Origin of the sequence: Shewanella mesophila (assembly GCF_019457515.1) — a bacterium.
Taxonomy (GTDB): Bacteria; Pseudomonadota; Gammaproteobacteria; order Enterobacterales; family Shewanellaceae; genus Shewanella; species Shewanella mesophila.
This window is the reverse complement of record NZ_CP080421.1, coordinates 3,793,926-3,814,025: the sequence shown is the minus strand read 5'-3', so window position 1 is coordinate 3,814,025 and position 20,100 is coordinate 3,793,926. Positions and strand designations below refer to the sequence as shown.

Below are 20,100 nucleotides of genomic sequence, written 5' to 3'. Positions count from 1 at the left end.
TAAAATGGCTTAATTAGGCTATGAGTGTAACAGTTTTTATTCAGGGTCGAAATGGTGCCACGCGCTGGCAACCAGGAAAGCGTTGGTTGTTACTCCCCGTCTTGCTAATTGCAGCAGGAACAGGGATTTATCAACAGAATGCAAAACAACTTGAGCAGCAACAAACGAGCGTGGATAACGAGCGTGTTGCGCGCGAAGATCAAAAGCATCAACTCATAGAGTTAAAAGGTGCTACCGAATCCCAATTGGCAATGTTGGTGACTCATGTCGCCCGTATGCAAGCGAAAGTGGCTCGTTTAGAGGCGCTTGGTCAGCAAGTTGCTAAAGATTACAAACTCGAAGATCAATTCGATTTCTCTTCTGAAGTCGGTGTTGGCGGCCTGAGTGAACTGGGCAGCAATATCGAACTCGATCAGCTTATTCAAGATATGGATAGGCTAGTGTCACGAATAGATAACAATAATGTTCAATTATCACTACTTGAAACAGTGACATCTAATCTCCATATAGATGATGAGCGTTATATATCGGGGCGTCCCATCCAGAAAGGTTGGTTATCTTCCCCCTATGGTTTACGTAATGATCCTTTTAACGGTAGAAGAACGATGCATAAAGGTATCGACTTTGCTGGGAAAGAGGGGACCGATGTTGTGGCTACCGCTGGTGGTGTCGTGACTTGGTCAGGCAATATGTTTGGATATGGCGAGTTGGTTGAAATTGATCATGGTAATGGTCTACGTACTCGTTATGGACACAATAAGTCTTTGTCGGTAGCTATAGGTGATGTGGTCGCAAAAGGCGAGAGTATTGCCAAAATGGGAAGCACAGGTCGTTCGACTGGTCCGCATGTGCATTACGAAGTTTTGCGTAGTGGACAGCAGATAGACCCAAAAAAATATGTCTACCGTAAGGCAGGTTAAACTTAAAATAGGCTTTTAGACTCTTTAGTGAGTTAGCCAATAACATAAAAAGTGGTTCAGATGTTTGGTAAATTACTGACAAAAATATTTGGTAGTCGTAACGATCGCACCCTTAAAACACTCGGTAAGATTGTCACTAAGATTAACGCTCTTGAGACTGACTATGAGAAGCTCTCAGATGAGGAGTTAAAAGCGAAAACGGCTGAGTTTAAAGGTCGCATAGAATCAGGTCAGTCACTAGACGATGTTATGCCTGAAGCATTCGCAGTGGTTCGTGAAGCATCTAAGCGTGTATTCGAGATGCGTCATTTTGATGTACAGCTACTTGGTGGTATGGTGCTCGATAGTAACCGTATTGCAGAGATGCGTACTGGTGAAGGTAAGACATTAACTGCAACGCTACCAGCATACCTTAATGCCCTAACTGGCAAAGGGGTTCACGTCATTACAGTGAACGATTATCTCGCGCGCCGCGATGCTGAAAATAACCGCCCACTGTTTGAATTTCTTGGCATGACGGTCGGTATTAACGTTGCAGGTTTAGGGCAAGCCGAAAAGAAAATGGCTTACGACTCTGATATTACCTATGGTACTAACAATGAGTTTGGTTTCGATTACCTACGTGACAACATGGCGTTTTCGCCGGCTGAACGTGTACAACGACCACTTCACTACGCATTGATAGATGAGGTCGATTCTATTCTTATCGATGAAGCTCGTACGCCGCTTATTATTTCGGGAGCCGCCGAAGACAGTTCTGAGCTTTACATAAAGATCAACACGCTTATCCCTCATCTGATCCGTCAAGAGAAAGAGGATACAGAGGAAGAGATAGGTGAAGGTGATTACTCGGTTGACGAGAAAGCCAAGCAAGTTCATATGACCGAACGTGGTCAAGAGAAAGTCGAAGTGTTATTGACTGAGCGCGGCATGTTAGCCGAAGGTGACTCACTCTATTCTGCTGCAAATATCTCATTACTGCACCATGTTAATGCAGCGTTGCGTGCACACACGCTTTTCGAAAAAGATGTTGACTATATTGTGCAGGACAACGAAGTGATCATTGTCGATGAGCATACAGGTCGTACTATGCCTGGTCGTCGTTGGTCGGAAGGCTTGCATCAAGCCGTCGAAGCTAAAGAAGGGGTTCATATCCAAAATGAAAACCAGACCTTGGCATCGATCACTTTCCAGAACTTCTTCCGTCAGTACGAAAAGCTCGCGGGTATGACAGGTACTGCCGATACTGAAGCGTTTGAGTTCCAGCATATCTATGGCCTAGACACTGTCGTTATCCCAACCAACCGCCCAATGGTGCGTAAAGATAATGCGGACTTGGTTTACCTAACAGCTGAAGAGAAATACGACGCCATTATCAAAGATATTATCGGGTGTCGTGAACGTGGTCAGCCTGTACTTGTCGGTACCGTGTCTATTGAGCAATCTGAACTGCTTAATAGTCTATTAAAGAAAGCTAAGATCCCCCATGAAGTACTTAATGCTAAGTTCCATGAACGTGAAGCGGAAATCGTGGCACAAGCGGGTCGTATTGGTGCGGTAACCATTGCAACCAATATGGCGGGTCGTGGTACGGATATCGTGCTCGGTGGTAACTGGAATATGGAGATTGAACAACTCGATAATCCTACTGCAGAGCAAAAAGCCAAGATCAAGGCTGATTGGCAAATTCGTCATGACGAAGTCGTTGCCGCAGGTGGTTTGCATATTCTCGGTACCGAACGTCACGAATCTCGTCGTATCGATAACCAGCTACGTGGTCGTTCAGGCCGTCAGGGTGATGCGGGTTCTTCACGTTTTTACCTGTCTATGGAAGATAGCTTGATGCGCATCTTCGCTTCAGATCGCGTCTCTTCTATGATGAAGAAGCTAGGTATGGAGAAAGGTGAAGCGATTGAGCATCCTTGGGTTTCCCGCGCCATTGAAAATGCACAACGTAAAGTAGAAGCGCGTAACTTCGATATTCGTAAGCAATTACTTGAATTCGATGACGTAGCTAATGATCAACGCCAGGTCGTTTACGCTCAGCGTAACGAACTTATGGATGCCGAAAGCATTCAAGATACTATCGTTAATATCCAAGCCGATGTTGTTAATGCATTAGTGGATCAATATGTTCCGCCTCAGTCTGTCGAAGAGTTATGGGATATCGCTGGTTTAGAAACTCGTCTTGAGCAAGAGTACGCATTAAAGATGCCTGTTCAAGAATGGTTAGATAAAGAAGAAGACCTCCATGAAGAGACCCTTCGTGAGCGTATAGTTGATATATGGGTTAAATCATATAAAGCGAAAGAAGAGATGGTCGGTGCCCAAGTGCTGCGTCAGTTTGAAAAAGCTGTGATGTTGCAGACACTCGATGGTCTCTGGAAGGAGCACTTGGCTGCGATGGATCATCTGCGTCAAGGTATTCACTTACGCGGCTATGCGCAGAAGAATCCTAAGCAAGAGTATAAGCGTGAGTCGTTTGAGCTCTTCCAACAAATGCTCGATACCCTAAAGCATGATGTCATTAGTGTATTGTCAAAGGTACAGGTTCAGGCTCAGTCTGATGTTGAAGAGATGGAAGAGCGTCGTCGCCAAGAAGAGGCTAAGATACGTCTTGATTATCAACATGCAGCAGCCGAAGCATTAGTCGGTGCCGAAGAAGCCCAAGCCCTTGCCGCGACACAACCTGTTGTGCGTGAAGGAGAGAAGGTTGGCCGTAATGATCCATGCCCATGTGGTTCCGGACGAAAGTACAAGCAATGCCACGGTAAACTTAGCTAATAGTCAGTGAGTAACGAGTAGCAATGATAAAAAGCCATCCAATCGGATGGCTTTTTTGCATTCATCTATCAAGCAATGCAAATTATACCAATCAGTATAAGAAAGTGATCTACTCAGCGTGTTTTTGGCACTTTTGATGCTGTGTTAACGAGTTTGACCCTAGAACAACTATGCTCTTCATTCGTTGCAATCAACAGGGTCTTGCATGTTCCCGACATACTTAAGACATTCCCTCCATCCCTGGAGGTCTGATGTTGTGAATGCCCTTAATGCACGACTATATGGACATAGGACATAGGACATAGGACATAGGACATAGGACATAGGACATAGGACATAGGACATAGGACATAGGACATAGGGCGAAGCACAACTGAAGGGATTTAGGAGGTAGGGTAATGCATGGAGCAATTACCGAGGATGCTAGAGGCGAGGAGCAATTAAGGGGCTTGCCTCATAAGCGCTAAACTTTAGTTCTAAATTCTCGCTGAGCGATCACATCTTTATACTGATTGGTATTATGCGATCAACAAGGTGCGGCATTTCAGATAAGGCTAAACGCTTTGAAGTAAATCGCTACCCGTATAGACAAGAGGTAAGGGCTAATAAGTAAAGGCTGCTATAGCTGTTATATTGCGCAATCCCGAGGATTTTGTGGATAAGCTTGGGGGTAAATAGTGTGTATGGTGTGGCTATCTTTAAAGATCGAAAAAATTCTGATTTTTATTAAAAAAGCGCTTGCGCCCATCCGAGAACTGCCTATAATGCGCATCCACTGACACGGCAAAGCTCGCAGAGACAAGTCGAAACACTAAGTAGCAAGGTTAATAAACCTCGCTAACAAGGTGGTCAGGCACTGAAAAGTGCCGCATCAAAAAGTTTTCAAAAACTGCTTGACGCGACCAGGGGAATGCGTAGAATACGCAGCCCTAGCCACTTGGAACTACCGAGATGTGCTAACGCTCTTTAACAATTTATCAAGTAATCTGTGTGGACACTCACAGGTGTTGAGTTATTCGAAATTGCTTTTCTGTCTTCGGATGTAAAGCAATCAAAAATTTTACTCAATGTAAGATGAGTGTTCATAGCAATATGTACAACATGTTAGAGATTCTTCCGAGTCTTTAATGTGGAATCAGAATTCATTGAGCCGAAGCTTATGCTTCAACAAAACTTTAATTGAAGAGTTTGATCATGGCTCAGATTGAACGCTGGCGGCAGGCCTAACACATGCAAGTCGAGCGGTAACAGGAATTAGCTTGCTAATTTGCTGACGAGCGGCGGACGGGTGAGTAATGCCTAGGGAACTGCCCAGTCGAGGGGGATAACAGTTGGAAACGACTGCTAATACCGCATACGCCCTACGGGGGAAAAGAGGGGACCTTCGGGCCTTCTGCGATTGGATGTACCTAGGTGGGATTAGCTAGTTGGTGAGGTAATGGCTCACCAAGGCGACGATCCCTAGCTGTTCTGAGAGGATGATCAGCCACACTGGGACTGAGACACGGCCCAGACTCCTACGGGAGGCAGCAGTGGGGAATATTGCACAATGGGCGCAAGCCTGATGCAGCCATGCCGCGTGTGTGAAGAAGGCCTTCGGGTTGTAAAGCACTTTCAGCGAGGAGGAAAGCTTAAGCGTTAATAGCGTTTAGGTGTGACGTTACTCGCAGAAGAAGGACCGGCTAACTTCGTGCCAGCAGCCGCGGTAATACGAGGGGTCCAAGCGTTAATCGGAATTACTGGGCGTAAAGCGTACGCAGGCGGTTTGTTAAGCGAGATGTGAAAGCCCCGGGCTCAACCTGGGAACTGCATTTCGAACTGGCAGACTAGAGTCTTGTAGAGGGGGGTAGAATTTCAGGTGTAGCGGTGAAATGCGTAGAGATCTGAAGGAATACCGGTGGCGAAGGCGGCCCCCTGGACAAAGACTGACGCTCATGTACGAAAGCGTGGGGAGCAAACAGGATTAGATACCCTGGTAGTCCACGCCGTAAACGATGTCTACTCGGAATTTGGTGTCTTGAACACTGGGTTCTCAAGCTAACGCATTAAGTAGACCGCCTGGGGAGTACGGCCGCAAGGTTAAAACTCAAATGAATTGACGGGGGCCCGCACAAGCGGTGGAGCATGTGGTTTAATTCGATGCAACGCGAAGAACCTTACCTACTCTTGACATCCAGAGAACTTTCCAGAGATGGATTGGTGCCTTCGGGAGCTCTGAGACAGGTGCTGCATGGCTGTCGTCAGCTCGTGTTGTGAAATGTTGGGTTAAGTCCCGCAACGAGCGCAACCCTTATCCTTATTTGCCAGCACGTAATGGTGGGAACTTTAGGGAGACTGCCGGTGATAAACCGGAGGAAGGTGGGGACGACGTCAAGTCATCATGGCCCTTACGAGTAGGGCTACACACGTGCTACAATGGCAAGTACAGAGGGTTGCAAAGCCGCGAGGTGGAGCTAATCTCACAAAGCTTGTCGTAGTCCGGATTGGAGTCTGCAACTCGACTCCATGAAGTCGGAATCGCTAGTAATCGTGGATCAGAATGCCACGGTGAATACGTTCCCGGGCCTTGTACACACCGCCCGTCACACCATGGGAGTGGGCTGCACCAGAAGTAGATAGCTTAACCTTCGGGAGGGCGTTTACCACGGTGTGGTTCATGACTGGGGTGAAGTCGTAACAAGGTAGCCCTAGGGGAACCTGGGGCTGGATCACCTCCTTACCTATACGACTAACTTAATGTTTGTTGAGTGTTCACACAGATTACTTGATAGAAAGAAAGAGCAAAATATCGAAAGATAATTTTTGAGGGATTTGATTCAGTTAGAATTAAATAACCAAAAAGAATGGGTCTGTAGCTCAGCTGGTTAGAGCGCACCCCTGATAAGGGTGAGGTCGGTGGTTCAAGTCCACTCTGACCCACCAAATCTTCGTTTACTCTACGTTAACTTGTTACTCGTTTAGTGAACTAAACGTCGCAACAAGTTACCTTGACTAAACTCGATTTGGCTTCGCCAAAATTATTTGGCATTCGATATATTTGTTTGACTGCATGTAAATGGGGCTATAGCTCAGCTGGGAGAGCGCCTGCCTTGCACGCAGGAGGTCTGCGGTTCGATCCCGCATAGCTCCACCATTTACTTGCACATGGATAGAGATGCCAAAGATAAATGAAAAATTTATCTTTGGCTTTTTTAAGCCCGCTCTTTAAAAATTTGGAAAGCTGATAGTGTTAATGTGAAAGGGATAATGACGTACTTGTACGTAATTATTTGTAGCATTGACGCGAAAATTAAAATTGAGTTCTCAAACACTTAAATCAAGTGCCGAATCATTCCCTTTAATTAGGATGATGATTCATGAGTATTCTTTTGGCGAAAGTAAACACCATTAGTTGCGATACAACATCAAGCTTACCCGCTTGATAAAGTTTGTTTCCTTGTGAAACTCATTTGGGTTGTATGGTTAAGTGACTAAGCGTATACGGTGGATGCCTTGGCAGTCAGAGGCGATGAAGGACGTAGTAACTTGCGAAAAGCGTTGGCGAGCTAGTAACAAGCATTTGAGCTAACGATGTCCGAATGGGGAAACCCACTAGCATAAGCTAGTATCACAACATGAATACATAGTGTTGTGAGGCGAACGAGGGGAACTGAAACATCTAAGTACCCTCAGGAAAAGAAATCAACCGAGATTCCCCTAGTAGCGGCGAGCGAACGGGGATTAGCCCTTAAGCGTAGAGGGTGTTAGTGGAATGTGTTGGAAAGCACAGCGGCACAGGGTGATAGCCCCGTACATGAAAACTAACTTTACGTGAAAACGAGTAGGACGGGACACGTGACATCTTGTCTGAACATGGGGGGACCATCCTCCAAGGCTAAATACTCCTGACTGACCGATAGTGAACCAGTACCGTGAGGGAAAGGCGAAAAGAACCCCTGTGAGGGGAGTGAAATAGAACCTGAAACCGTATACGTACAAGCAGTGGGAGCGGTTCTTGAGACCGTGACTGCGTACCTTTTGTATAATGGGTCAGCGACTTACATTTTGTAGCGAGGTTAAGCGAATAGCGGAGCCGTAGGGAAACCGAGTGTTAACTGCGCGTTTAGTTGCAAGGTGTAGACCCGAAACCCGGTGATCTAGCCATGGGCAGGTTGAAGGTTGAGTAACATCAACTGGAGGACCGAACACACGTATGTTGAAAAATGCGGTGATGACTTGTGGCTGGGGGTGAAAGGCCAATCAAACCGGGAGATATCTGGTTCTCCTCGAAAGCTATTTAGGTAGCGCCTCGAGCGAATACCATTGGGGGTAGAGCACTGTTAAGGCTAGGGGGTCATCCCGACTTACCAACCCTTTGCAAACTCCGAATACCAATGAGTACTACTCGGGAGACACACGGCGGGTGCTAACGTCCGTCGTGAAAAGGGAAACAACCCAGACCATCAGCTAAGGTCCCAAAGTTATTGCTAAGTGGGAAACGATGTGGGAAGGCTTAGACAGCTAGGATGTTGGCTTAGAAGCAGCCATCATTTAAAGAAAGCGTAATAGCTCACTAGTCGAGTCGGCCTGCGCGGAAGATTTAACGGGGCTAAGCAATACACCGAAGCTATGGGTACTAGCGCTTGCGCTAGTGCGGTAGAGGAGCGTTCTGTAAGCCGTTGAAGGTGAAGGGGTAACCCACGCTGGAGGTATCAGAAGTGCGAATGCTGACATGAGTAACGATAAAGGGGGTGAAAAACCCCCTCGCCGAAAGACCAAGGGTTCCTGTCCAATGTTAATCAGGGCAGGGTGAGTCGACCCCTAAGGCGAGGCCGAAAGGCGTAGTCGATGGGAAACAGGTTAATATTCCTGTACTTTTGCTAACTGCGATGGAGAGACGGAGAAGGCTAGGCTAGCGCGGCGTTGGTTGTCCGCGTTTAAGGCAGTAGGTGGTGCACTTAGGCAAATCCGGGTGCACATACACTGAGAGTTGACGACGAGGTTCTACGGAACTGAAGTAGTTGATGCCATGCTTCCAGGAAAATCTTCTAAGCTTCAGGTTAGCAGGAATCGTACCCCAAACCGACACAGGTGGTTGGGTAGAGAATACCAAGGCGCTTGAGAGAACTCGGCTGAAGGAACTAGGCAAAATGGTACCGTAACTTCGGGAGAAGGTACGCTCCTGTTGGTGATGAGACTTGCTCTTTAAGCTGACGGGAGTCGCAGATACCAGGTGGCTGCAACTGTTTATCAAAAACACAGCACTGTGCAAACTCGCAAGAGGAAGTATACGGTGTGACGCCTGCCCGGTGCCGGAAGGTTAATTGATTGGGTTATCTTCGGAGAAGCTCATGATCGAAGCCCCGGTAAACGGCGGCCGTAACTATAACGGTCCTAAGGTAGCGAAATTCCTTGTCGGGTAAGTTCCGACCTGCACGAATGGCGTAATGATGGCCACGCTGTCTCCAGCCGAGACTCAGTGAAGTTGAAATTGCGGTGAAGATGCCGTATACCCGCGGCTAGACGGAAAGACCCCGTGAACCTTTACTATAGCTTGGCACTGAACATTGACCCTACATGTGTAGGATAGGTGGGAGACTTTGAAGATGAGACGCCAGTCTTGTTGGAGTCAACCTTGAAATACCACCCTTGTAGTGTTGATGTTCTAACTCTGGCCCCTGAATCGGGGTTGAGGACAGTGCCTGGTGGGTAGTTTGACTGGGGCGGTCTCCTCCCAAAGAGTAACGGAGGAGCACGAAGGTTGGCTAAGTACGGTCGGACATCGTACGGTTAGTGCAATGGCATAAGCCAGCTTAACTGCGAGACATACACGTCGAGCAGGTACGAAAGTAGGTCATAGTGATCCGGTGGTTCTGAATGGAAGGGCCATCGCTCAACGGATAAAAGGTACTCCGGGGATAACAGGCTGATACCGCCCAAGAGTTCATATCGACGGCGGTGTTTGGCACCTCGATGTCGGCTCATCACATCCTGGGGCTGAAGTCGGTCCCAAGGGTATGGCTGTTCGCCATTTAAAGTGGTACGCGAGCTGGGTTCAGAACGTCGTGAGACAGTTCGGTCCCTATCTGCCGTGGGCGTTGGATGATTGAAGGGAGCTGCTCCTAGTACGAGAGGACCGGAGTGGACGAACCGCTGGTGTTCGGGTTGTCATGCCAATGGCATTGCCCGGTAGCTACGTTCGGAATCGATAACCGCTGAAAGCATCTAAGCGGGAAGCGAGCCCTAAGATGAGTCATCCCTAGAGCTTTAAGCTCTCTAAAGGGCCGTAGGAGACTACTACGTTGATAGGCAAGGTGTGTAAGCGTTGTGAGGCGTTGAGCTAACTTGTACTAATGACCCGTGAGGCTTAACCATACAACCCAAAAGGGTTTCTAACTAAGTGAATACTTAGCGAAAGAATACAGCCACTTGATTTAGTGTGACTCAATTTTAAAACTTCCTGCTTAGGCGGGAACAGCTTTCTAAATTTCCAAATTTGTCTGGAAACCATAGCATTGTGGCACCACCTGATCCCATCCCGAACTCAGAAGTGAAACGCAATCGCGCCGATGGTAGTGTGGGGTCTCCCCATGTGAGAGTAGGTCATTTCCAGGCGCCTAATACTTCTCGTAAGAGAGTCGATAAATCCCCAGTACTTCGTGTTGGGGATTTTTTCGTTTAACAGCTTTTGAAATGACGACTCGAAAATGGGGAAATAAATAGTCCGAACGTAGTGATACCATTCCATCTTAATACTTAGTCATTATTGCCCACTCTCTACGACATAAAGAGATCACTCTTTTCGTATCACTGATGAAGTTGTTCCAAGCATCAGAGCAGGCTGCAACGATATCCTCGTATCCTTGAAAGCTGCGATTAGCTAAATGATGCTGCCGTAACCAACTCCATACTTGCTCTATCGGATTTAGTTCAGGGGAGTATGGCGGTAATTTGATGATGCTAAGGTTGTTAAATTCATCTGCGAGATCTGCCGTATGCCAACCTGCACCATCCATGACAACAACGGCATGCCTACCTGGTTTTGTCCTTTGTGCGATCAGTGATAGATGCTGACGCATGATGTCTTTGCTTAGGTAAGGAACGATTATCGCTTCAGTATCGCCTGTTTGCGGACAAACAGCGCCAAAGAAATGCGCATATTCGAACTGTTGCTGGCGTATAGCGCGAGGACGAGTGCCTTTTCTTGCCCATAAACGTGTGGTCGTGTTTTGCTGCCCGAAGCGGGCCTCATCTTGAAACCAGATATCAACTCTCTCAAGCGCCACACTACGAGGGATGTTAAGGATCGTTTCCAGTTGGAACTTTTTTAAAAGCCTCTTGGACTTCTATTGATTGCTTAGGATGTTTTGAACGACTCGTTATCCAACTAAAACCTAATTGTTCCAGTAATTTGTAAATCGCGTTTGGATGGTAATCAACATTAAAGTGATATTTGACATATTTTAGGATCGCATCACCTGTCAGTCTTCCGCCTGAATCACTCGGGCATTGTTCCTCTATGTAGGCACTGAGTTGCTGCTTTTGACTTGAGGTTAAGTAGCTATCACGTCCCTTATTTTTCTTAGCATTCAACCCTTTGATACCGTTGGCAAGATACTTAGCTACCCAAGCGTTGACGCTAGTGCGGGCAACTTTGAGCCTCAAGGCGACATCAGTACGATTATTTCCCTCGAGGAAGAGAGCGACGGCAAGTAATCGCATACGTTTACGAGGTTCTTTTTCTGCTCTAGATAAAGCTAAAAGCTCTTCGGCACTATAAGTTTTCAAATTGGAATACGGGTTAAGGTTGGTGCGCATATTAGATCACAGCTCATTATTAGTTGGTACTATTCCTAATTAGTAGGAATAGGAGAATGTCGCCACTCGCAATGACTCGTCGAACAGTCTCTATTGTGGCCTAGCTAATCGTTATTAAGTACTCACTGGTTTCATGCATGTTTAGATGGCAACATTTACGGGATTTATTTAGCTTGTGTAGTGCAGCGTAGAAAGTACCAGTATATACCTTTGAGAATGAATTAGAGTCTCAAGTGTGGATAACTCTGTGTGTAATATGTGTGAAGAGTGTGCCTAAATCAGGTATAAAAAATAAATCGATTTTTATCGAAAAAAGCCCTTGCGCCCATCCGAGAACTCCCTATAATGCGCATCCACTGACACGGCACAGCAGGCCAACGAGTTAGCGACAAGCTAGATTGTATGGGACTTGCAGCGGTGTTAGGGATTCAAAATCGCAAGCGATTTGAATGTGGTGGTAAGCGCTTCGGTAGGCTTTCAGTGTTGATTGATAATTACATTAGTGGTTAACAAATCATCGCTTGGAAAACTTCTTAAAATAAGCACTTGACGCCGACAACGGGAAGTGTAGAATACGCATCCCTAAGCCAACGACCTAGCGTCAGCGGCGGCTAAATGAACGCGTTAAATCGTCATGTTAGCCACGCTCTTTAACAAGATGAAACAAGAAATCTGTGTGGACACTCACAGGTGTTGAGTTATTCGAAATTGCTTTTCTGTCTTCGGATGTAAAGCAATCAAAAATTTTACTCAATGTAAGATGAGTGTTCATAGCAATATGTACAACATGTTAGAGATTCTTCCGAGTCTTTAATGTGGAATCAGAATTCATTGAGCCGAAGCTTTAAGCTTCAACAAAACTTTAATTGAAGAGTTTGATCATGGCTCAGATTGAACGCTGGCGGCAGGCCTAACACATGCAAGTCGAGCGGTAACAGGAATTAGCTTGCTAATTTGCTGACGAGCGGCGGACGGGTGAGTAATGCCTAGGGAACTGCCCAGTCGAGGGGGATAACAGTTGGAAACGACTGCTAATACCGCATACGCCCTACGGGGGAAAAGAGGGGACCTTCGGGCCTTCTGCGATTGGATGTACCTAGGTGGGATTAGCTAGTTGGTGAGGTAATGGCTCACCAAGGCGACGATCCCTAGCTGTTCTGAGAGGATGATCAGCCACACTGGGACTGAGACACGGCCCAGACTCCTACGGGAGGCAGCAGTGGGGAATATTGCACAATGGGCGCAAGCCTGATGCAGCCATGCCGCGTGTGTGAAGAAGGCCTTCGGGTTGTAAAGCACTTTCAGCGAGGAGGAAAGCTTAAGCGTTAATAGCGTTTAGGTGTGACGTTACTCGCAGAAGAAGGACCGGCTAACTTCGTGCCAGCAGCCGCGGTAATACGAGGGGTCCAAGCGTTAATCGGAATTACTGGGCGTAAAGCGTACGCAGGCGGTTTGTTAAGCGAGATGTGAAAGCCCCGGGCTCAACCTGGGAACTGCATTTCGAACTGGCAGACTAGAGTCTTGTAGAGGGGGGTAGAATTTCAGGTGTAGCGGTGAAATGCGTAGAGATCTGAAGGAATACCGGTGGCGAAGGCGGCCCCCTGGACAAAGACTGACGCTCATGTACGAAAGCGTGGGGAGCAAACAGGATTAGATACCCTGGTAGTCCACGCCGTAAACGATGTCTACTCGGAATTTGGTGTCTTGAACACTGGGTTCTCAAGCTAACGCATTAAGTAGACCGCCTGGGGAGTACGGCCGCAAGGTTAAAACTCAAATGAATTGACGGGGGCCCGCACAAGCGGTGGAGCATGTGGTTTAATTCGATGCAACGCGAAGAACCTTACCTACTCTTGACATCCAGAGAACTTTCCAGAGATGGATTGGTGCCTTCGGGAGCTCTGAGACAGGTGCTGCATGGCTGTCGTCAGCTCGTGTTGTGAAATGTTGGGTTAAGTCCCGCAACGAGCGCAACCCTTATCCTTATTTGCCAGCACGTAATGGTGGGAACTTTAGGGAGACTGCCGGTGATAAACCGGAGGAAGGTGGGGACGACGTCAAGTCATCATGGCCCTTACGAGTAGGGCTACACACGTGCTACAATGGCAAGTACAGAGGGTTGCAAAGCCGCGAGGTGGAGCTAATCTCACAAAGCTTGTCGTAGTCCGGATTGGAGTCTGCAACTCGACTCCATGAAGTCGGAATCGCTAGTAATCGTGGATCAGAATGCCACGGTGAATACGTTCCCGGGCCTTGTACACACCGCCCGTCACACCATGGGAGTGGGCTGCACCAGAAGTAGATAGCTTAACCTTCGGGAGGGCGTTTACCACGGTGTGGTTCATGACTGGGGTGAAGTCGTAACAAGGTAGCCCTAGGGGAACCTGGGGCTGGATCACCTCCTTACCTATACGACTAACTTAATGTTTGTTGAGTGTTCACACAGATAACTTGTTCTTGTTAGAGCAGGTGGCACGTCTTAACGGCGATGCTTGTTCTTTAAAAATTTGGAAAGCTGATAGTGTTAATGTGAAAGGGATAATGACGTACTTGTACGTAATTATTTGTAGCATTGACGCGAAAATTAAAATTGAGTTCTCAAACACTTAAATCAAGTGCCGAATCATTCCCTTTAATTAGGATGATGATTCATGAGTATTCTTTTGGCGAAAGTAAACACCATTAGTTGCGATACAACATCAAGCTTACCCGCTTGATAAAGTTTGTTTCCTTGTGAAACTCATTTGGGTTGTATGGTTAAGTGACTAAGCGTATACGGTGGATGCCTTGGCAGTCAGAGGCGATGAAGGACGTAGTAACTTGCGAAAAGCGTTGGCGAGCTAGTAACAAGCATTTGAGCTAACGATGTCCGAATGGGGAAACCCACTAGCATAAGCTAGTATCACAACATGAATACATAGTGTTGTGAGGCGAACGAGGGGAACTGAAACATCTAAGTACCCTCAGGAAAAGAAATCAACCGAGATTCCCCTAGTAGCGGCGAGCGAACGGGGATTAGCCCTTAAGCGTAGAGGGTGTTAGTGGAATGTGTTGGAAAGCACAGCGGCACAGGGTGATAGCCCCGTACATGAAAACTAACTTTACGTGAAAACGAGTAGGACGGGACACGTGACATCTTGTCTGAACATGGGGGGACCATCCTCCAAGGCTAAATACTCCTGACTGACCGATAGTGAACCAGTACCGTGAGGGAAAGGCGAAAAGAACCCCTGTGAGGGGAGTGAAATAGAACCTGAAACCGTATACGTACAAGCAGTGGGAGCGGTTCTTGAGACCGTGACTGCGTACCTTTTGTATAATGGGTCAGCGACTTACATTTTGTAGCGAGGTTAAGCGAATAGCGGAGCCGTAGGGAAACCGAGTGTTAACTGCGCGTTTAGTTGCAAGGTGTAGACCCGAAACCCGGTGATCTAGCCATGGGCAGGTTGAAGGTTGAGTAACATCAACTGGAGGACCGAACACACGTATGTTGAAAAATGCGGTGATGACTTGTGGCTGGGGGTGAAAGGCCAATCAAACCGGGAGATATCTGGTTCTCCTCGAAAGCTATTTAGGTAGCGCCTCGAGCGAATACCATTGGGGGTAGAGCACTGTTAAGGCTAGGGGGTCATCCCGACTTACCAACCCTTTGCAAACTCCGAATACCAATGAGTACTACTCGGGAGACACACGGCGGGTGCTAACGTCCGTCGTGAAAAGGGAAACAACCCAGACCATCAGCTAAGGTCCCAAAGTTATTGCTAAGTGGGAAACGATGTGGGAAGGCTTAGACAGCTAGGATGTTGGCTTAGAAGCAGCCATCATTTAAAGAAAGCGTAATAGCTCACTAGTCGAGTCGGCCTGCGCGGAAGATTTAACGGGGCTAAGCAATACACCGAAGCTATGGGTACTAGCGCTTGCGCTAGTGCGGTAGAGGAGCGTTCTGTAAGCCGTTGAAGGTGAAGGGGTAACCCACGCTGGAGGTATCAGAAGTGCGAATGCTGACATGAGTAACGATAAAGGGGGTGAAAAACCCCCTCGCCGAAAGACCAAGGGTTCCTGTCCAATGTTAATCAGGGCAGGGTGAGTCGACCCCTAAGGCGAGGCCGAAAGGCGTAGTCGATGGGAAACAGGTTAATATTCCTGTACTTTTGCTAACTGCGATGGAGAGACGGAGAAGGCTAGGCTAGCGCGGCGTTGGTTGTCCGCGTTTAAGGCAGTAGGTGGTGCACTTAGGCAAATCCGGGTGCACATACACTGAGAGTTGACGACGAGGTTCTACGGAACTGAAGTAGTTGATGCCATGCTTCCAGGAAAATCTTCTAAGCTTCAGGTTAGCAGGAATCGTACCCCAAACCGACACAGGTGGTTGGGTAGAGAATACCAAGGCGCTTGAGAGAACTCGGCTGAAGGAACTAGGCAAAATGGTACCGTAACTTCGGGAGAAGGTACGCTCCTGTTGGTGATGAGACTTGCTCTTTAAGCTGACGGGAGTCGCAGATACCAGGTGGCTGCAACTGTTTATCAAAAACACAGCACTGTGCAAACTCGCAAGAGGAAGTATACGGTGTGACGCCTGCCCGGTGCCGGAAGGTTAATTGATTGGGTTATCTTCGGAGAAGCTCATGATCGAAGCCCCGGTAAACGGCGGCCGTAACTATAACGGTCCTAAGGTAGCGAAATTCCTTGTCGGGTAAGTTCCGACCTGCACGAATGGCGTAATGATGGCCACGCTGTCTCCAGCCGAGACTCAGTGAAGTTGAAATTGCGGTGAAGATGCCGTATACCCGCGGCTAGACGGAAAGACCCCGTGAACCTTTACTATAGCTTGGCACTGAACATTGACCCTACATGTGTAGGATAGGTGGGAGACTTTGAAGATGAGACGCCAGTCTTGTTGGAGTCAACCTTGAAATACCACCCTTGTAGTGTTGATGTTCTAACTCTGGCCCCTGAATCGGGGTTGAGGACAGTGCCTGGTGGGTAGTTTGACTGGGGCGGTCTCCTCCCAAAGAGTAACGGAGGAGCACGAAGGTTGGCTAAGTACGGTCGGACATCGTACGGTTAGTGCAATGGCATAAGCCAGCTTAACTGCGAGACATACACGTCGAGCAGGTACGAAAGTAGGTCATAGTGATCCGGTGGTTCTGAATGGAAGGGCCATCGCTCAACGGATAAAAGGTACTCCGGGGATAACAGGCTGATACCGCCCAAGAGTTCATATCGACGGCGGTGTTTGGCACCTCGATGTCGGCTCATCACATCCTGGGGCTGAAGTCGGTCCCAAGGGTATGGCTGTTCGCCATTTAAAGTGGTACGCGAGCTGGGTTCAGAACGTCGTGAGACAGTTCGGTCCCTATCTGCCGTGGGCGTTGGATGATTGAAGGGAGCTGCTCCTAGTACGAGAGGACCGGAGTGGACGAACCGCTGGTGTTCGGGTTGTCATGCCAATGGCATTGCCCGGTAGCTACGTTCGGAATCGATAACCGCTGAAAGCATCTAAGCGGGAAGCGAGCCCTAAGATGAGTCATCCCTAGAGCTTTAAGCTCTCTAAAGGGCCGTAGGAGACTACTACGTTGATAGGCAAGGTGTGTAAGCGTTGTGAGGCGTTGAGCTAACTTGTACTAATGACCCGTGAGGCTTAACCATACAACCCAAAAGGGTTTCTAACTAAGTGAATACTTAGCGAAAGAATACAGCCACTTGATTTAGTGTGACTCAATTTTAAAACTTCCTGCTTAGGCGGGAACAGCTTTCTAAATTTCCAAATTTGTCTGGAAACCATAGCATTGTGGCACCACCTGATCCCATCCCGAACTCAGAAGTGAAACGCAATCGCGCCGATGGTAGTGTGGGGTCTCCCCATGTGAGAGTAGGTCATTTCCAGGCGCCTAATTTAGTATCCCGCGTAAGCGTTTTACTAAAGGAGCGGTAGTTCAGTTGGTTAGAATACCGGCCTGTCACGCCGGGGGTCGCGGGTTCGAGTCCCGTCCGCTCCGCCAACATTCATGAAGCCCATGCTATCTAATAGCATGGGCTTTTTGATTTTATTTCGTTTACAATCCCATTCCTCTCTTCGTGACCGTGACTCTTTGGTGACTCAACGCCGATTTTGACCGAGTGTCGTTGATCTGCCTGAAAACAAGGCCCTTGGTAAGTCTCCAACTAGGCAGTGCCTTTATCCTGGCTCCTCAAAGTTTTTTCCTCAATTAACTAATTGCGACTCAAGTTGACGCATAGCGGCATATTTTTATTCCAATTACATTAATTAACAGGTCAGAATAGCCCTCTGTCTAGTACATACTTTTCTAGGGGCTTATCAGCGCATTTTTCACTGATTTGGTCTTGATAATCATCTATCAATCGTATCCATTCTCTGCTTTAGCCCTTTCGTTAGGTAAGAGCTAGCAGTCTGATAAAAATCAGTTTTATAATACATAGCCTTAGTACAAAAAAGCTACTGTAAATTAATCGGTTGCTCTTTCAGAGATTAAATTCGTCGGGATCCCTCAGACGCTGACTAGACTTTCGCCACTTCCGCCACTTTTGCTCGAACCGTTAAGGGTGATTGTTGGACCTTACTAATGACAAGTGGGGGGATTAGTCAGGCGTCTTTCTTAAGTCGCTTTAACCGCGTGCTATAGCGCACATACTGAGGATTGCTTGGTAGTATCCTCGCCTCTGTTGGTAGTATTCTGGACTATGTCCATTAGGCATTTATAGTAAAGGTACGTAAATGAACGAGGTATTACTACAAATAAAGGCGCTCACCAATGGTGATCCTTTGTTGACCGCCGTGATTGTTGGAGTGTTAGCATTAACCTTAATTGGATTCGTAGGCTACATGCTAAAAGATATCTTCGCGACGGTGTTAAGTTGGCTAACTAGCCTGCTGTTTGTGCGGCTGACTATTGACGATAGCCATCAGGCGCGCACAGAGGTATTCAATAAACTGTCCTTTTTGATTAGTAATACTACCATTCCGCTTTTTTCACGCTCTATTTCTGAGGCTGTGTACTATGACTATAGTGTGAATTACGACGGTCGTGTCAGTGTTAAGTCTATTGGCTACGGTATGCACCTGTTTAAATATGATGGTTGTTTCATGTTGGCGACTCGATCTAAGGTCGATAGCACGATGGCGTACGATACTATTACTGTAACTGCACCATGGTGGGCAAAAGATAAACTGCATAGTGTTTTGGAAGATACTCGTGGAGATATCTCTACAGACCCAAAAGTTAATATTTTCGAGGAAACCGAATGGTGTCGTTATGGCACATTGAAATCATCGGGTTTTAGTGAATTAGTGCTAGATGAAGGGTTTAAACAAGAGTTCATGGGTGAAGTTGATAACTTCGCCAGCAGAGGAAAATCGGTTGTAAGTAAGTTAACCATACTGCTGCATGGAAAAACGGGTACGGGTAAGACTGGTATCGCGAGAGCCCTAGCGGTTGAGTACTGTCGCGATCTATACATATTGAATCTATCGACTGTAAATGATGCAACTATTCATAAGGCTATTAGAAAGGTACCGCCTGGGTCTATGTTGCTAATAGAGGACTGTGATTGTGTAAAGGCGACGGTATCACGCGCGGCTGAAAGTAATGTAGACAACCCGCCACTTACCTTAGGTGGCGTGCTAAACGCGTTAGACGGAGTTATTCCTCTCGATGATTGCCTGGTTGTCATGACCACAAACCATTTTGAGAGTCTTGATCCGGCCTTGGTTCGTAAAGGTCGTGTCGATGTCAGTATTGAAGTACCACTTATTAGTGCAAAACAAGTTAATGAAGACTACTTTGACCGTTTTGGCGCAGTGCTTAACAGAACTGAGCCTATGTTAGGTTGTGAAGTCTATGAACTCCATCGTAGAGCCAGCTTAAGATACAGTGTGTGTTGCAAGCCTTCGTAACCCACTTCCTCTGCAATAGATTCATTGAGTGGCCAACTCATTTGGCCACCGCTTTAACCAGGTGATTATTAGGGGCTGAGTAAAAAGTCCTTAGACCCTTTAACTGTTAATTACACCCTATGCCTTTTGCAGGGAATACCTTTCACTGGGTATGCCATCATTGTTGCCGTCCAGTTTGGTGCCTGAACATTTGCGGTTGTAAAACTTGGCTTTATCACAAGATCGCCTATGGGTGCAATGGATTTGGCCTGCTTAAGGTGCGCAGCTATGACTAGCTAACTCTTGAGACATAATATGCCGCAAATAAGCAATTTAATCTTTACTCTGTTATTGGTTTCAATATAAGAGGTTAAGGAGAACCTATGCGGTTAGTTAGTCTATTGGTTTACTCGTTACAGTGGTTGGCTGTTGCGGCATCCCCCACGCTTTTAGGCCTTTTCTCTGGGGTTTACAGTCTGGTCAACTTAACTCGCTCACCATTATTGCTTGGGGAGGTGTAGGTTTTATCATTGGTGGCTTTTGGGCGGAACGCATTAGAAAGCAAAACGGCCTTAGTGAATTTTTTGGGCACTTAGCTGGAGCAAGAGATAAACCCAAAAAATAGGTAATGATTGAAGTTAGCTCATCTCTAAAAGATTTAGCCCCACTTTGCTGGAGTGGTGTAGTTTTAAAAGTGTAACAAGT

At 47.1% G+C, this 20,100-nt stretch carries 6 protein-coding genes, 3 tRNA genes and 6 rRNA genes; 13 read left to right on the top strand and 2 right to left on the bottom strand.

What is annotated here, in order from left to right; genetic code table 11:
• Positions 1 to 20: 20 nt before the first annotated feature.
• From K0I73_RS16785 to rrf (K0I73_RS16755), 7 genes are all read left to right on the top strand, one after another.
• On the top strand, positions 21 to 920 hold the full coding sequence (locus K0I73_RS16785; protein ID WP_220062168.1) for a M23 family metallopeptidase: 900 nt from the start codon (positions 21 to 23) through the stop codon (positions 918 to 920).
• Positions 921 to 980: 60 nt separating this feature from the next.
• A complete protein-coding gene (gene secA, locus K0I73_RS16780; RefSeq protein WP_220062167.1) occupies positions 981 to 3,704 on the top strand; it encodes a preprotein translocase subunit SecA in 2,724 nt (907 codons plus the stop codon).
• A 1,176-nt stretch (positions 3,705 to 4,880) separates the two neighbouring features.
• Positions 4,881 to 6,423 (top strand): 16S ribosomal RNA (locus tag K0I73_RS16775).
• Positions 6,424 to 6,549: 126 nt separating this feature from the next.
• Positions 6,550 to 6,626, top strand: a tRNA-Ile gene (locus K0I73_RS16770).
• A 135-nt stretch (positions 6,627 to 6,761) separates the two neighbouring features.
• Positions 6,762 to 6,837: transfer RNA gene (locus tag K0I73_RS16765), tRNA-Ala, on the top strand.
• A 327-nt stretch (positions 6,838 to 7,164) separates the two neighbouring features.
• Positions 7,165 to 10,058 (top strand): 23S ribosomal RNA (locus tag K0I73_RS16760).
• Between the two features lie 124 nt (positions 10,059 to 10,182).
• Positions 10,183 to 10,298, top strand: a 5S ribosomal RNA gene (gene rrf / locus K0I73_RS16755).
• The 16S, 23S and 5S rRNA genes sit together here with 2 tRNA genes alongside, the layout of an rRNA operon.
• A gap of 134 nt (positions 10,299 to 10,432) precedes the next feature.
• Here the strand turns inward: rrf (K0I73_RS16755) and K0I73_RS16750 are convergent.
• A protein-coding gene (locus tag K0I73_RS16750) for an IS630 family transposase (protein ID WP_220062166.1) occupies positions 10,433 to 11,501 on the bottom strand; the annotation gives its coding sequence in 2 pieces (ribosomal slippage) (positions 10,433 to 11,006 and positions 11,005 to 11,501; 1,071 coding nt in all).
• A gap of 863 nt (positions 11,502 to 12,364) precedes the next feature.
• Here K0I73_RS16750 and K0I73_RS16745 point away from each other — a divergent pair.
• From K0I73_RS16745 to K0I73_RS16725, 5 genes are all read left to right on the top strand, one after another.
• Positions 12,365 to 13,907: ribosomal RNA gene (locus K0I73_RS16745) — 16S ribosomal RNA — on the top strand.
• A 349-nt stretch (positions 13,908 to 14,256) separates the two neighbouring features.
• Positions 14,257 to 17,150: ribosomal RNA gene (locus tag K0I73_RS16740) — 23S ribosomal RNA — on the top strand.
• A 124-nt stretch (positions 17,151 to 17,274) separates the two neighbouring features.
• Positions 17,275 to 17,390, top strand: a 5S ribosomal RNA gene (rrf, locus tag K0I73_RS16735).
• A 36-nt stretch (positions 17,391 to 17,426) separates the two neighbouring features.
• Positions 17,427 to 17,503 (top strand) — tRNA-Asp (locus K0I73_RS16730).
• A gap of 734 nt (positions 17,504 to 18,237) precedes the next feature.
• Entirely contained in the window at positions 18,238 to 19,416 is a 1,179-nt protein-coding gene (locus K0I73_RS16725; protein ID WP_220062165.1) for an AAA family ATPase, read from the top strand.
• Positions 19,417 to 19,533: 117 nt separating this feature from the next.
• On the opposite strand, the gene K0I73_RS16720 is transcribed toward K0I73_RS16725, so the two are convergent.
• Positions 19,534 to 19,659, bottom strand: coding sequence for an excalibur calcium-binding domain-containing protein (locus K0I73_RS16720; protein ID WP_220064436.1), 126 nt, complete (start codon positions 19,657 to 19,659; stop codon positions 19,534 to 19,536).
• A gap of 119 nt (positions 19,660 to 19,778) precedes the next feature.
• On the opposite strand from K0I73_RS16720, the gene K0I73_RS16715 reads away from it, so the two are divergent.
• Positions 19,779 to 19,916, top strand: coding sequence for a hypothetical protein (locus K0I73_RS16715; RefSeq protein WP_220062164.1), 138 nt, complete (start codon positions 19,779 to 19,781; stop codon positions 19,914 to 19,916).
• Positions 19,917 to 20,100 lie beyond the last annotated feature (184 nt).